12 protein-coding genes are annotated in these 14,442 nt (G+C 40.9%); 6 read left to right on the forward strand and 6 right to left on the reverse strand.

The annotated features are described in order from the left end of the window. The first annotated feature begins 65 nt into the window (after window positions 1–65). Entirely contained in the window at window positions 66–650 is a 585-nt protein-coding gene (locus AB4153_RS08955) for a TetR/AcrR family transcriptional regulator (RefSeq protein ID WP_371997109.1), read from the forward strand. A gap of 309 nt (window positions 651–959) precedes the next feature. Here AB4153_RS08955 and AB4153_RS08960 read toward each other — a convergent pair whose 3' ends face one another. From AB4153_RS08960 to AB4153_RS08975, 4 genes are all read right to left on the reverse strand, one after another. After that, window positions 960–2,285, reverse strand: a complete 1,326-nt coding sequence (locus tag AB4153_RS08960; RefSeq protein ID WP_229369138.1) for an SPFH domain-containing protein — start codon at window positions 2,283–2,285, stop codon at window positions 960–962. Continuing rightward, a complete protein-coding gene (locus AB4153_RS08965) occupies window positions 2,260–2,616 on the reverse strand; it encodes a methanolan biosynthesis protein EpsI (RefSeq protein ID WP_229369137.1) in 357 nt (118 codons plus the stop codon). Before AB4153_RS08965 ends, AB4153_RS08960 begins: the two co-directional genes overlap by 26 nt. Before the next feature lie 478 nt (window positions 2,617–3,094). Then, entirely contained in the window at window positions 3,095–3,658 is a 564-nt protein-coding gene (locus AB4153_RS08970) for a hypothetical protein (protein ID WP_102529342.1), read from the reverse strand. Between the two features lie 10 nt (window positions 3,659–3,668). Then, complete coding sequence (locus AB4153_RS08975) at window positions 3,669–4,493, reverse strand: cytochrome c3 family protein (protein ID WP_102529341.1); 825 nt, start codon at window positions 4,491–4,493, stop codon at window positions 3,669–3,671. A 504-nt stretch (window positions 4,494–4,997) separates the two neighbouring features. Between AB4153_RS08975 and AB4153_RS08980 the strand changes: the two genes are divergently transcribed. Together AB4153_RS08980 and AB4153_RS08985 are read left to right on the forward strand one after the other, a co-directional pair. Next, window positions 4,998–5,756, forward strand: a complete 759-nt coding sequence (locus AB4153_RS08980) for a winged helix-turn-helix domain-containing protein (protein ID WP_248955470.1) — start codon at window positions 4,998–5,000, stop codon at window positions 5,754–5,756. A 47-nt stretch (window positions 5,757–5,803) separates the two neighbouring features. Continuing rightward, window positions 5,804–6,325: a hypothetical protein gene (locus tag AB4153_RS08985; protein WP_229369135.1), complete on the forward strand. Its 522-nt coding sequence runs from the start codon at window positions 5,804–5,806 to the stop codon at window positions 6,323–6,325. Between the two features lie 159 nt (window positions 6,326–6,484). On the opposite strand, the gene putA is transcribed toward AB4153_RS08985, so the two are convergent. After that, the gene (putA, locus tag AB4153_RS08990; protein WP_371997113.1) at window positions 6,485–10,309 is read right to left on the reverse strand and encodes a bifunctional proline dehydrogenase/L-glutamate gamma-semialdehyde dehydrogenase PutA; all 3,825 of its coding nucleotides are present in this window, start codon (window positions 10,307–10,309) and stop codon (window positions 6,485–6,487) included. A 608-nt stretch (window positions 10,310–10,917) separates the two neighbouring features. Here putA and AB4153_RS08995 point away from each other — a divergent pair. Beyond that, window positions 10,918–11,166 (forward strand): DUF3297 family protein, encoded by a 249-nt coding sequence (locus tag AB4153_RS08995; protein WP_102529336.1) that lies wholly within the window; start codon window positions 10,918–10,920, stop codon window positions 11,164–11,166. Between the two features lie 113 nt (window positions 11,167–11,279). On the opposite strand, the gene AB4153_RS09000 is transcribed toward AB4153_RS08995, so the two are convergent. Next, entirely contained in the window at window positions 11,280–12,179 is a 900-nt protein-coding gene (locus AB4153_RS09000; protein WP_371997114.1) for a universal stress protein, read from the reverse strand. A gap of 129 nt (window positions 12,180–12,308) precedes the next feature. Here AB4153_RS09000 and AB4153_RS09005 point away from each other — a divergent pair, with 129 nt between their 5' ends. Beyond that, window positions 12,309–13,526: a cation:proton antiporter gene (locus tag AB4153_RS09005; protein WP_371997115.1), complete on the forward strand. Its 1,218-nt coding sequence runs from the start codon at window positions 12,309–12,311 to the stop codon at window positions 13,524–13,526. A gap of 170 nt (window positions 13,527–13,696) precedes the next feature. Next, on the forward strand, window positions 13,697–14,338 hold the full coding sequence (locus tag AB4153_RS09010) for a LysE family translocator (RefSeq protein ID WP_198589607.1): 642 nt from the start codon (window positions 13,697–13,699) through the stop codon (window positions 14,336–14,338). Window positions 14,339–14,442: the final 104 nt, after the last annotated feature.

Below are 14,442 nucleotides of genomic sequence, written 5' to 3' on the forward strand. Positions count from 1 at the left end.
GAAGTAAGGCTTGAAGTAAGAATTGAAGTAAGAATTGAAGTAAGAATCGCGAATGAGGGAGCCAGATGAGCAAAATTGAACAAAATAAACAAAAGAAGAGACTGGCTATTTTACGTGCTGCGCAAGAACAGTTTTTAACTGCGGGTTATGGCCTTGCGAATATGGATTGTATTGCAAGTGAAGCACAAATGACCAAGCAAACCGTATATCGCTATTATGCTTCTAAAGAAGTCTTATTTAAGGCAACCCTGGAGCATATGGGAAGTCAGTTCGATGATAAGGCAACGCAATATTTATCACTGGATGATAATCATGCCGCTTTGCTTGGTTTTGCAATTGAGTACATCAGTTTCCATTTATCTGATGAGCACATTGCGACTTTTAGATTACTGGTAGCTGAAAGTGGAAACAGCCCTGAAATAATTACTAGTTTTTTTAGTGTTGGGCCTGATGACGTGCAGCGAGTATTAATTGATTTTTTCCAACAAAGATTCAACGTCACTGACATTGAAACCACAGTTGAGCTGTGGCTAGGGATGTTATTAAACCATAGAAATAAGGTGTTAATGGGCATGACTTCACCGACACGAAGTGAAATTGAGCATTACGCTGAAGCAGCGACAGCATTCTTACTTCGAGCTGTTGAGTAAAATCGATAAACTTTCATAAACGGCACCTTGCCGTAAAGTGAATTAGCTATTTATGATAATTGATGAATTACTTTGGATATTATAAATACTTTGGATGTTATAAATACTTTGGTGATAAACAAGCGAACATTTCAGTTATCAACAGTAAGATAGTTTGCAGCTGCATTCTTTCGCAAATATAAATACAGCTAAAACCAATACTGAAAAAAATGCCATCACAGTACTCACTGGATGGCATTTTTATTACACCTGAATCAATTTTACTTTGGTGACAAATTATCTCACTAGTTCCAGTAAAACTTAAACGAGCTATTTATTTTCTAGACGTTTCTTAAGGTTTAATGCGGCATCAGCGGCAAGTAAACGCATAAATTCAGAACCATTATTTTGTTCACCTTGGCCGCCTCCAATCACAATCTCTGGCACTAAACGACTATTACCGAGACTATTAAACAATGCTGTTTGAATTTTAACCTCGGCTTTCAAAGTTTCATCAAATACATATTTTGGATCCAATGCGGCAGATTTTGCGCGCTGACGAGCCTCTGCAAGAACATCCATCCCCATAGCTTCTAGACGCTGTTGCTTTAATATTTCAGCCTGCTCTAACGCTAACTGAGATTTAACGGCTACACGTTGCTCAGCAGAAATAATCGCATTAGCTTTAACTCTTTCGGCATCGATTTGCTCTTTGATTTTTAGCTTTTCAGACTCTGCTCTTTGCTTAGCAATGGCCTGCTCACCCAAAGCAACTTCTGTGCGAGCCTGTTGTTCAGCTTTTTTCAGATTTTGTCTTGCCAGCGCTTCGTCAGCAGCAGCTTGCTTTTGCGCTTCAAGTCGAGAGTTCACTTTGCTTTCGTATTCAATATCAATGATGCTGGCATCTACAACTGTAATACCATACGAGCCTAATATTGGTGCATTACGTAACTTATGACCTTCATTATCTTGCTTGATTTTAATTGTTACTCGCTGCTGCTTACTTAACTCGTTAGGTTCATTCGAATTATCATTACGGTTAGAGCCAAATGTTTGCTCAGTAACAAAAATCCCGTTCACTAGTTGATCAGAAAAGTCCTGGCTTAACTGACCATTACCACCCGAATAATGCTGTTCAACAGACATCATTCTGGCTGACGCTTTGACATTTTCAGTGGTCGCACGCAGTAAAAGGTTAGATACCAATGTCTCTTGAGAGCCAAACTCTTCATGAATTTTCAATAACCCTCTAAGTTGCCCAGTTTCATTAGCTGGCACATTGCCTGGTAGTCTAAAACGAGCGACACCTCTGGCATCACCAGTAGTCGTATCAAGAAAGCGAATAGGAATTAATGGAACCAATGCACTCGCAGTAGCCGCTTTATCACCGGTGAAGTTGATTGAGATAACCTTGTTATAGGCCGATATTGTCCCAAAGGCTTTAAAGTATGGACCAGCTTGGTTGATAACCGTTAAATTTCCGGTAAATGCAGATTGATGAACTAATCTTTCGTCCGCTTCATTCCATGCAATCATTTGAGAAACTAAGATAGCAATTACAGCAATAACCGTAATAAATGCTGCGATTAAAATAATATTCCGACGTCCGATTCGACTTGCTAAATTGGGTTTAGTCTCTAGTGACTGACTTTCCATGTCTTTCATTCTCCATATGTAATTTCTTTTTAACGAAGTAAGTGATTTCTTCCTCGCTCAGGTGAGCGCAGAAACTGCCAGAACGATGTAAATCGATAAAGGTGGCAAGTATGTCCTGCTTACTTTGTGTTTTTTTTTCTTCATTTTCTTGATGTTGATTCTTCTCAATCAGTTGAGTGATTAACTCATCAACGACTGTATCTTCATCAAATAACACATTATATTCTCGCGCTTTCTTTAAACGGTCTCTATTCAAGTTTTGATAGATGACGTAAAGAGCTGCACACAAAATAATAATGAGTACACATAACCCTGTTATATAAAAAAACATAGTTTCTACTTACTCGTGTATTAATGAGTGGTTTAAATATTTTTGCCAAAAAACGTGCATTAGGCTTGTTCACTTTTTGGCAGCGGTTATCTTACAGTTTTAACAAATAAAAAACAGGTAAAGGTTGAATTATCTAATTGAAATTTAATTAAAAGCTATCCTGTCTTTAGCTTTTCTATAAATAAATTACGTTGCTATTTAGCAGACATTTTTTGAATTTATTGGAGATGAAATTGAATATATTTGATGATAGCCAACACTTTCTTCTGTCAATTTGGACTTACTAATTGTGTCTAAACTCAGTTTTAAGTTGGTCGTTGCCTTTTAAGGTTATGATTTATGGTTAAGTAATTGAATTTTAAACCTATGAGGTTGGCTTTGGTTTAGATCGTGCACCAAACAAAAAAAGCCGTAGCAAACCGCTACGGCTGTGAATGCCTAATGCCTTTTATGGGGATCGGATCAGGCCGGGTGATGGCTATTCTCCAGCGGGAATGAGCTCGAATTCATTAGTGGCCTTTACCCCATGAACTTGAATTGCGACTTTATAAAGTGCTACAGCACCTGCTGAGGCTTTGCTTTCAAGATCTAGGTCTATCGCGTTAAAAGTGTATTGTCCTTCAGTTTCGGTTTCGGTTAATACGCCACTGCATTCATCTTCAGTTGTAGGATCACAGCTAAACGTTTGACTAACATGCCAGCGTTTCCAAGCTTTAGCGTTAGAAGATGATGCATTAGGGTCGGGATAACCTAAGTAGATAATGTCGTAAGTGCTGGCATCGGTGATGGCTTTTTCATCGCCATTATCTAGGGTGAAGGTTAATGCGCCAGTGGCAGCATCAAACTCATCAACCGTTAACACTATCATATCGGCATCATCAATCTTCACCACTTCACTCGCTGGTGGATCAACAGGATCGGTTACTGGTGGTTCAACTACAGGCGGATCGACTGGATCCGGTGCACTGGTATCGTCGTCACTTCCACACCCTATAAGCAGTAGGGAGCTAGCCAGCAAGGCGCTCAATAATTTAAGTTTCATAATGAGCTCCTTAATTGAAATGTCCGGTATGACAAGTTTGACACTCTAAGTCACCTTTAACACTGGCAGCTGAGCCCATAGTTTCAGTTGTGCCATGACAGGTTTGACAGGCTTGAGTTTCTTCTGAAGCCATCGCTTCAGGTAGAGCTCCAATGACTTCACCAGCATAAGCGCGGTTAAGTAAGTCAACAATGTAGTAAGCCATACTGGCTGATAATCGTTTACAACGTTCGCCTTTTTCGACGAAAGGTTTACCGCCGTTAGCACCTGACCAATTACTGATTGATGAATGACATAATGGGCTGTTGGCCACTGAAGTTTTACCCACAAGCTCGCTTTTCTCTGCTGTTGAGCCAATACCTGCCACAAACTCGTCAGATGATAGTGGTAAATCTTCTCTTTCGTAGTAGCGGAAAGAGGCCGAAATAACGGCTGAATTTTGGTCATTAATATCGCCGAGAATGTTGATCAACATACCTGCTGCGTTTAAGTTACCGCAAATGGTGCCTTGCCCGACAATACCTGCCCAGCCATAGCCTGCTAATGCCGTAGGAATTGAGGCAAAGTTTTCTGCATCAACACTTGAAGATTCGGCTAGTTTAGTGACGATGGAATGAAATACTTGATGCATACACCCGCCACCTGTTTCATAAGCCAGTTTTGCAGTGGCCATTGCATCTAGTGGTACATACTTTAATTTGTCACCGAGTTCTAATCTAAAGTTTCCATCAGCATCTGTAGCTGCAAAAGCGGATGTTCCGACTAATGTTGCACCGGCTGCAACAGTGCTCATTCCAATGATTTGGGTTAATGCTTGGCGTCTGTTCATACTCATAATAATCACCCTATATCTAATGTTATTTTTACTCAGTTTGTGTTTTGTTTTTATGACTTGCTTATATCTTTAAATTGGTTCGAGTTATCTCATTTAGCGCTGCTTCAATGTTTCTATATCTGAGGCTAATGCGCTGCTCGATGAATCTAATGTAAGTGATGGGGGGATTAATTTTGTGATGTAAAGCGAAGAAATATAGGCTGTGAAATGGACTTTAAATTCGCAGTTGATTGCATGTGTAAAGTGAGTAAACAATGTGAATTTTGGGTTGAGCTGGCTGCTAACGTGATTGCGATCACGTTCTTTTTTAAATTAATTAACATTAAAGGCTGTTTTAACGACTCGTTAGGTTGCATTTATATTGTTAATTTGTGTGATTTACGTCGCATTTTGTTGTTGTTCATTGCTTTTTACTTCATAAAAATTGCAATTAAAAGCACTAAATTAAGCAGGATCACAGAATTATCTATGGGTTGTTTTAGACTGGGTTAATGAGGCGTTTTAGTGGGGAAAGTGATGCAATTAGGGCATTGCAAATTCGATGTTAATAAAGGCGAATTAGTTAATAACCAAAGTGATGAAGTTTGGCGCCTTCCTCGTGCTGAGTTACAAGTACTAACATTGTTAATTGATTACCAGGGTAAAGTGGTGGCTAAGCCATTATTAAAAACTGGCAATGGCCAAGAGCAACCATTAAGTGATGCATCGGTTACCCATGCTATTTTTACTTTAAGAGCATTCTTAGGCCCACAATATGAGTCATTGATTGAGACTGTCAAAGGGCAAGGGTACTTATTAAAGCATCACCGAAGTCGTAAGCAATCGGTGAATTTTTTTTCTCACCCTCAACGCTTTGCCATCATCGCTATTATCACTTTGGCAGTTGCACTGTTAATTAGTGGCTTGATGTTTATCCGTTTCTCGCCACCTAAAGCGTTACCTGTTTTACCTAACAGCACGGCAACAGTAAAACTGACTTCAGGCCAAACAGTTGATGTGATTTTATATTCTAGTTCTAAAACCAATTTAGCATTACTAAAAAAGCAGGGGATGCAATTACAACAAAGCCTAGCGCAATGTAATTCAACGTCTTGGAAACGTGTTTTTTTGTCTCTCTCCCATGACGAACAGGTGCTAAATATTACCTTACGTGGCGAACATTATGGCCAATCTGTTATCCGTAATCTAAAAATTAGTGACTTACGACAACCCAAGAAATTTGTTAGCCAAGCATGGCTAAAAGGAGTTGAAATTTGTGATTAATTTTATGTGCTGGATTAACAATGATTGTACTTTTAAGAGGTGCTCACATGGTTAAAAATTGGCGTTGGGTAATCAATATCATCATATTGACCATACTGTTGAGTTGTATCGGTGTGATAGCAAATCTTACCGCTTCTAGCTCGCCAAGCTTTATGCTCAGCTGCAGCTCTGAGCTGTTTAATCATCATAATGACCAACAAGATAGTAATCATTATTTACTTGTGGATCTATTATCTAAAGATGGCCAGGTTCAAGTGCATTATCGCTATTTTAATATCGATGGCAGTTCAGCTGGCACAGTGTCAATGCAAGGCAAGGTTAACAGCATTGATACTGAAAACATGATTTACGATATTTCAGTGAATACCAAACAAGAAAGCCCGTTAGCTGAACATCAACAGGTTCCTGAGCACTATCGCTACCTTTCTTATGTCAGTAACCTCAACTTAAGCAGGGACGGAATGCATAACCTTAGCTTGCAGATTATTGAACAAGATAAAGCAAAGGATTTTGCCGTGGTGTTATTTCAGCCTAGTAATACAGTGTGTGGCTGCCGTTTAGTGCACTAATGTTATTTATCGTTCGCTTATGTCGGCTAAGTTGAGTCACTGCTTACCAGTCATTTGGGCTTTTAATAAATGCATCAAAAAAGCGAACCATGAGTGGTTCGCTTTTTATTACAGCGAATACACGCTTACCTGTTTATGGATAAGCTACTTTGAAGCGTATTAATCATCTTCAACTAACGTCATCAGAGAGGTGTTACCACCCGATGCCGTGATATCAATACTCACGGTTTTCTCTGTCAGTAGACGCAGGATCAAGTTATCGAAATACTCAGAACTGATCACAGGTAATATCGCACCTTGACGTTCAGCTAATTTCTCACTGATGTAGTGTTTACGATCGCAGTTACCATCAATAACCACACCCGATAATTTAGGATGAGCCAATAGTGTCGGTAAATGACGATGTCTTGCCACTTGGAAGATATCTTTGTCTGCGCCAGTTGCTATCAACTTATCTCTAAATACCAATGCTTCATCATGGTATAAATCAGACACCACGGTGATAACTGTATTACCTGTTGCCAATGCGGTTACGATTGAGAGTACCCAGAAGTGGAAGCTGACATTTTCATCGGCAAAACAAATAATATTGCCGCGGTTTTCCAAATAAAGGGTATTAGATTCACCCGTTGGCCCAGGCAGTACCTTTGGCTTTTTCAACAGTTTTTCAATATCGATTAATTGATCTCGAGAAACCTTCAAGGTGTAATTTAAATCGTCTGCTAAGTCATCAACGATATCAACTTGGGCGATTTTAGCCAGTAACTGACGTACACAAGAGGTACGGGTGTTTAAGTCCGTTAAACGCCATTGCTTTTCAACCTTGTTGGCTCTATCCATCAGCAATGTTGCTTCGGATATAGACTGTGCATCACAATCTTTTTCAATAGCTTGCGGCGGTAACAGGTCAAAATCACCGGCATTAGGTGTGGCTTTTTCTTTTACCAAACGTGATAGATAATTTGGCCCACCGGCTTTTGGCCCCGTCCCTGAAAGACCGCGACCACCAAATGGTTGCACACCGACAATGGCGCCAATCATATTGCGGTTGATATATACATTACCTGCACGTGATAATCGGGCGAGATCAATTGCTCTGTGCTCTATTCGGGTGTGTATGCCCATGGTTAAACCGAAACCTGTGCCATTAACGCTTTCGATGACATTTTCTATTTCATCACCTTTAAAGCGTACCACATGGACACATGGGCCAAATACTTCACGTTTTAATACACTAATGTCATTGATTTCATAAAGGCGCGGCGCAAAGAAGAAGTGTTCATTGTCAGCAACTTCAGTAGATATGTCGCATTGATATAGCAACTTACCATAGTCTTTCATGTAATCACTGTGGGCGTTTAATGCGCTCAGTGCTTTTTGATCAATAACAGGGCCAATATCGGTACTGAGGAACTCAGGATTACCAACGTGTAATTCAGCCAGTGCGCCTTTGAGCATGGTAATGACATTATCAGCAATATCTTCTTGTAAAAATAACACGCGAAGCGCCGAACAACGTTGACCCGCAGACTGGAAGCCTGATGATATAACATCATCCACAACTTGCTCTGGCAAAGCGGTTGAATCAACTATCATACAATTTTGACCGCCAGTTTCAGCAATCAATGGCACTTGATGGCCGCCGCGCTCAGACAAGATTTGCGAAATCTTAGTACCTGTTTCAGTTGAGCCTGTAAACATCACAGTTTGAATGCGCTCATCTGGCAGGATAACACTACCGACTAGGCTACCTGGAGCAATCACAGCTTGAACTACACCAGTTGGCAGACCAACATACTTCATCAGTTCAATGGCGCGCAGAGCAATTAAGCTGGTTTGTTCTGCTGATTTTGCTAACACGGTATTACCGGTGGCAATGGCTGCAGCAACTTGGCCTAAGAAAATAGCTAATGGAAAGTTCCAAGGGCTAATACATAACACCACACCGCGCGGCTCTATGCGGTCATCTTCAGCTAATTCAATGGCTCGGTTAGCGTAATAACGGCAAAAATCGACAGCTTCTCGTACTTCATCGATACCGTCTTGAGCAACTTTACCGGCTTCTTTTATACATAACGCAATCAGTTCGTCGGTATGACGCTCTAAGATATCTGCGATACGAGTTAATAGCGCGGCGCGTTCAATGACAGATACTTGTGACCATGAAGCGAATGCCGTTTGCGCAGTGTCGATCATCGCCAGCATGGCATCTTTATCGTGGAAATGGTGATAGCCAATGATTTCATTATGATTGGCAGGATTTTTCACTGCCACAGCGCCTTCTGGCACATCAGTGGCATTAAGTTGTTTGTTAGTAAACCAGTTATCAAGTGATTCTTTTAGTGGCGTGATCTCGTTGATGTTGGTTAAATCTAAACCTTTTGAATTATCACGATTTTCGCCATCTTCACTGTAATATAAAGCAATCGGTTTAAGGATTTGCTGATTGTATTTCTCTTTTAATCGCTGAGTTTTTTCTACTGGATCTTCAAGTAGTGACTCAACCGGTTTTGACTCATCAACAATGGCATTAACGAATGATGAGTTGGCACCGTTTTCCAATAAACGACGAACCAAATAAGCGAGTAAATCTTCATGGTGACCCACAGGCGCATAAATGCGGCATTGAATGTGTTCGCCACTGACGATTTGATCATAAAGTGAATCGCCCATGCCGTGTAAACACTGGAATTCGAAGCCTTCTTTATCATCACCAGCAAGCTCTACAATGGTGGCTGCTGTATAAGCATTATGAGTCGCAAACTGTGGATAAATAGTGTCTCTGTAGCCTAATAATTTATTGGCACAGGCATGGAATGACACATCAGTCGATGACTTACGGGTGAATACAGGGAAGTGACTATGGCCATCCTTTTGGGCATTCTTAATTTCGGTATCCCAATAGGCGCCTTTCACTAAGCGCACCATCATTCTGCGGCCAACACGCACCGTTAATTCGCGTAGCCAATCAACCACAAAAATAGCGCGTTTTTGGTAGGCTTGTAAGGCAATACCAAAGCCGTTCCAACCCGCTAAGTCGTCGTCGCTAAATACGGCTTCGATAACATCAAGTGAAATATCTAATCGTTCAGACTCTTCAGCATCAACGGTCAAGCCAATGTTATACTTTTTGGCCTGTAAACATAGGGCTTTAAGCTTTGGCACTATTTCGTTCATCACTCGTGATTTATGGGTAAATTCGTAACGAGGATGAATAGCAGAAAGCTTTACAGAAATGCCAGGGACTTTTCTAGGATCATTTTTACCAGACGCTTGGGCGACTTTACCAATGGTTTCGATGGCGTCTTGGTACGATGCTAAATATCGGTTGGCATCGTCCATAGTACGAGCGCCTTCACCTAGCATGTCATAGGAATACACGTAACCTTGTTGCTCTTTTGTGGCAGCACGCTCAGTTGCTGCGACGATCGTTTCACCCATCACAAACTGCTTGCCCATGATTTTCATGGCGTAGTTCATTGATTTTCGAATGACGGGTTCGCCTAGGCGGCCAATGGTTTTCTTCAATAATCCAAAGCGATCTTTGGTACGTCTATCGGCATAATCTACCACTGAGCCTGTGATTAATAAGCCCCACGAAGAAGCATTAACAAATAATGAGTCACTGCTACCTAAATGGTTGCTCCAATGGCCTTGGGAGATTTTGTCGCGAATAAGCACATCTTGGGTATGTTTATCAGGTACGCGTAAAAGTGCTTCTGCCAAGCACATCAATACCACGCCTTCTTCACTTGAAAGTGAATATTCATTAAGTAAGGCATCGATTGCACCATTGCCTGATTGATCTTGACGAATTTTCAAGACCATTTGGCGTGCGCGTTCCCACGCCTTACTTCGGGCGCTAACGTTAATTTCTGCTAGAGGGAGAATATGATCTACTGCGATGTTTTCATCTATACGATAAAAATCGCGAATTTTTTGACGGATTGGACAGTCAGAAATTAACTTACCTTCAAATAGCATGTGCTTGTCCCCAAAAATGAGTAAATATTGCGTCACCGGCAATTAAAATTATTCCAATAATTATTATTATAGTTGTCCGATAACAGCAGTTGAGTGCTGTTTCAATACGCTACTGAAACATTATTTATTTTTAGCAAATTATTTATTTATAAAGTGTGATTTACCTTCAATAATTCTAGGTGAGAATATCCTCCATCTTGCACTTCTGTGTCAATACTCATTTAGTCAAAAAGATGTAAAGTTTTTTAACGAATTTAACTTGTCGTTAACCTTTGTTGGCACTAATTCTTGCCCACCTAGCTAGAAGCAGTAATTTGCCTATTAACGTGACTTTTAAACTAAGATTTTAAATCCGTTTTTAATCGTCTGCTTTCTGGTAAAGCTCTACTCGATTTATCATTGTTTTGTTAGTGAGTTTATCGATGATTTTCGGTTACTTTTATTGTTATGTCTGTTTTAAACGACGCCTAGAGGTATAGGTGACACTGACACCGTTAATCAAACATCCTTGCTGCAGCATTTATTCATGAGTATATGATGGCTACACTTGAGCAAAGCGCCTGTATTGCCTACAATAGCGCTAGATTCTATTACTACAGAGCATGCTCATGAACGATACAACTTCACAACCCGCTTTACCTGATCGCCTTTCTGTTAATCCACGCAGCCCACATCATGTTGAAGCTGTTTTTGAAAATGACATTGGCATCAAAGTTAATGGCAAAGAACGTTTTGATGTTGAAGAGTACTGCATCAGTGAAGGTTGGGTTAAAGTGCCAGCAGGCAAGGCGTTAGATCGTCGCGGTCAACCTTTATTAATGACAGTTAAAGGCACAGTTGAAGCATTTTACCGTTAAGTAGTACGGTAAAATTTCGCATTTTAAAGGCTTAGTAATCATGACTAAGCCTTTTTTGTGTCTAACTTAATGGTGGGTTAGTTTGGCGCCTTATCAATTAATCAACCAGTTAATCAATCAACGGCTTGCTGAGGAATCAACAAAATATGACTACGGCTTCGCGCTAAAATAGCCTCCGCTGTATTGCCTATCACTCTGCCCATAATGCCTTGTCGCTGCACAGCGCCCATCACTAAATATTCGGCATTTAATCGACAGCTGAGTTCAAACAAACACATATCAGGGTTACCTGCCAAAATATGAACATGGTCTCTATCAATACCAATTTGTTCTATGGCTTGTTGATGCTTATCGTAAGCTTCTTTAATCAGTACGCGGCTATTTAATATATCCATATCGCGTAGTATTTTAGGAATTCTGATTACAAACCCAAGGTGCAACTCGTGACCTGTGACTTCTGCTAGACGGCGTGCTTGGTTAATCACCGCTTGATTGAGTGCTTTTTTAACGGGTTTGTTACTGCCCAAATCCACCGCCATTAAAATTGTCCCTGCTTTACTAAGCAGATTATGAGTTAACAGCATTAATGGTACTTTAGTGTGGCGGATCAGTTGCCAATCAGCAGGTAGAAAATAATCGGACTCATGGATAGCCTTTAACATCATCGCGTATTGCTGAGGTTTAGCCTGCTGGCAGGCATGCTCGGCTAAATCTTTACACCATGTGATGTTGAATGGGATCTTGGATGGGGTGTTGAAGGGCATATCCGTTGGAGTCATGTCAGCAGCTATGTCGCTGAGTTGTTGTTCTAGCTCTAGCTTCTGTGTCGCTAGAATTTGCTGACGTACATCGGCGGCGATTCGTGGATTATAGTAGGCATCACCGCTGAATGATTCGTAGCTATAGGCTGCTATTTCAGGCTGTAGATTCATTTTTTTAGCTAGCTCAATTCCCGCACTCATCGCATTGGCTTGTTGCTGATTTTTTTGAGCAATAATATATAGCTTATCCATGGCAACCTCCTGATATATTCCTTCATACATTACCTAAGTCAAATGTACCAAAACAGCTGATTTACTCCTTGATCTTTATCATTGATAAGCTCAATATTTAATCAAAGGCGCAGCGATTAGGAGGCGTGTATGACAGTAGAGCAGTTTATTATCGCGTTATGCTTAATTCTGCTTTGCGGTAAGGTTTTAGGGAGCATATTTGAGCGGCTTCAATTGCCTGCTGTCGTCGGTGAAATCCTAGCTGGACTGTTATTGGGACCTACATTTCTCAACATTGTCACGCCCAATGCGACACTGGCGGTGTTGGCTGAACTCGGGGTCATTTTACTGTTATTTTCCATTGGCTGCGAAACGTCAATTAAGCGTTTATCTCAAGCGGGAGGGCGGGCTGCGCTAGTCGCTGTTTTGGGGATCGTCATTCCAATTATTATGATTGGAATCAGTAGCGCCTATTACCTGACGGATTCATATTTTACTGCGCTGTATTTAGGCTGTGCGTTAACAGCAACCAGCATCGGTATTTCATTACGGGTGCTAAGCCAAGCCCAGCAAGCACAAACTGACGTTGGTAATGTGATTTTAGGTGCTGCGGTTATTGATGATATCTCTGGCGTTATTTTGCTAAGTTTGTTGTTTAACTTTGCAAGCTTTGGAGAGTTTGATTTAGCCAGTTCGTTAATACTGACCGCCAAAGTGCTGCTTTTTTTAATCTTAACACCGCCAGTGACACGGGGTTTGCTGTATCTGGCTCGTGCACTCAAACCCTTTGCTGATAAATCAGGTTATGAAGTGATCATCACCATGGTGTTGATTTGCCTATTTTCATGGTTAGCGCATTGGTTTGGTGCGCCTGCACTATTAGGTGGTTTTGCTGTGGGCTTAGCGTTAAGCCGGCAATTTACTTCACCGTTCAATCGCTATTTAGTGAACCCTTTTTCTTTTACTCACAAGATGGAAATATCCACTAAAACCATGGTCGATGTGTTTGCGCCGATATTTTTTGTATACGTGGGCATTCGTTTAGATTTAAGTCATCTAGATTATAGCTCTGGCGGGATCATGCTGTTGGTTTGGCTGACGCTGCTAGCGATTTTAAGTAAATTGCTCGCAGGCTGGTTTGGCGGCAGAACATGGCAAGCCAAAGCTGTGGTAGGCAGCGCCATGATCCCAAGAGGTGAAGTGGGCTTAGTATTTTCAGAGCTTGGTTATCAAATGGGTATTATTGATAGTAAATTATTTACTGAATTAGTGGTGATTATTGCGATTACCACCTTAGTGGGTCCGATGATGCTTAAATGGAGTATTAAACAACAGGTTAAGAAACTTCCCCAAGTTAAGCCGAATTAAAGGTTCTCCAGTTTGATTTATGCAGGTTATTGCTGGCTTTTTAAGTTGTGAACATCAGCTGTAAACAAAATTTGCCAATGTTAGCTCTCATTTAACAACAACATGACTTTTATTCATGTTGGAAGGCTGTAAAATCCGCGCCTTGTTTAATCACGAACCTAATACTCATCATGATCGATCTGGCCCTACTTCCTGTTTATCTAACCACTGTGGTTGCTTTGCTATTAATTCCCGGCCCAGACATGCTGTTGATTGCCAGCTCTAGCTTGAGCTATGGCCGTAAAGTGGGCGTATACGCCAGCTTTGGTAACGCAACATCGGGGTTAATCTTAACCTTACTAGCGGCTATGGGCGTGTCAGCTCTGGTGGCAATGAACCCTTTTGCTTTAGAAGTATTAAGAGTATTGGGCGGTGCGTATTTACTCAAAATGGGCTGGGATTGTATGCGCAGCAGTGCGGCTGATGCGCCCGAAATTGAACAACAAAATAACTTAGCCAAATTATTGTATCGCCGAGCAGTAATGAGTAATTTGCTTAACCCTAAGGCGCTAATCTTCTTCGTGCTCTTTTTACCGCAATTTGTCTCTACTCAGCTTAGTGCTAGTTCAGGCGAGCAGATGTTAGCATTAGGCCTGCTGCTTAACGTAATGGGGTTATTATTCAATTTATTGCTGGTGGCATTAGTGGGAACCCTAGGTAAGCCACTGCTTAAAAATGATAAATTTAGAACTTACCAAAATAAGTTTATGGGGCTGATATTTTTTGCCTTAGCGATTTGGTTGCTGGCTTCACAGGTGCAAAGTATTGCTTAATTGAATGGGCTAAGCTTAAGGCTTTAGGTTAAAGACTTTAGATGAAAGTCTTTAGATTAAAGGCTTTAAATTAAAGCTATTGTGAGAGTCGTCATAAGTGGTTC

It is taken from the genome of Shewanella sp. 10N.286.52.E4, from assembly GCF_041468785.1.
In the GTDB taxonomy this organism is placed as follows: Bacteria; Pseudomonadota; Gammaproteobacteria; order Enterobacterales; family Shewanellaceae; genus Shewanella; species Shewanella electrodiphila.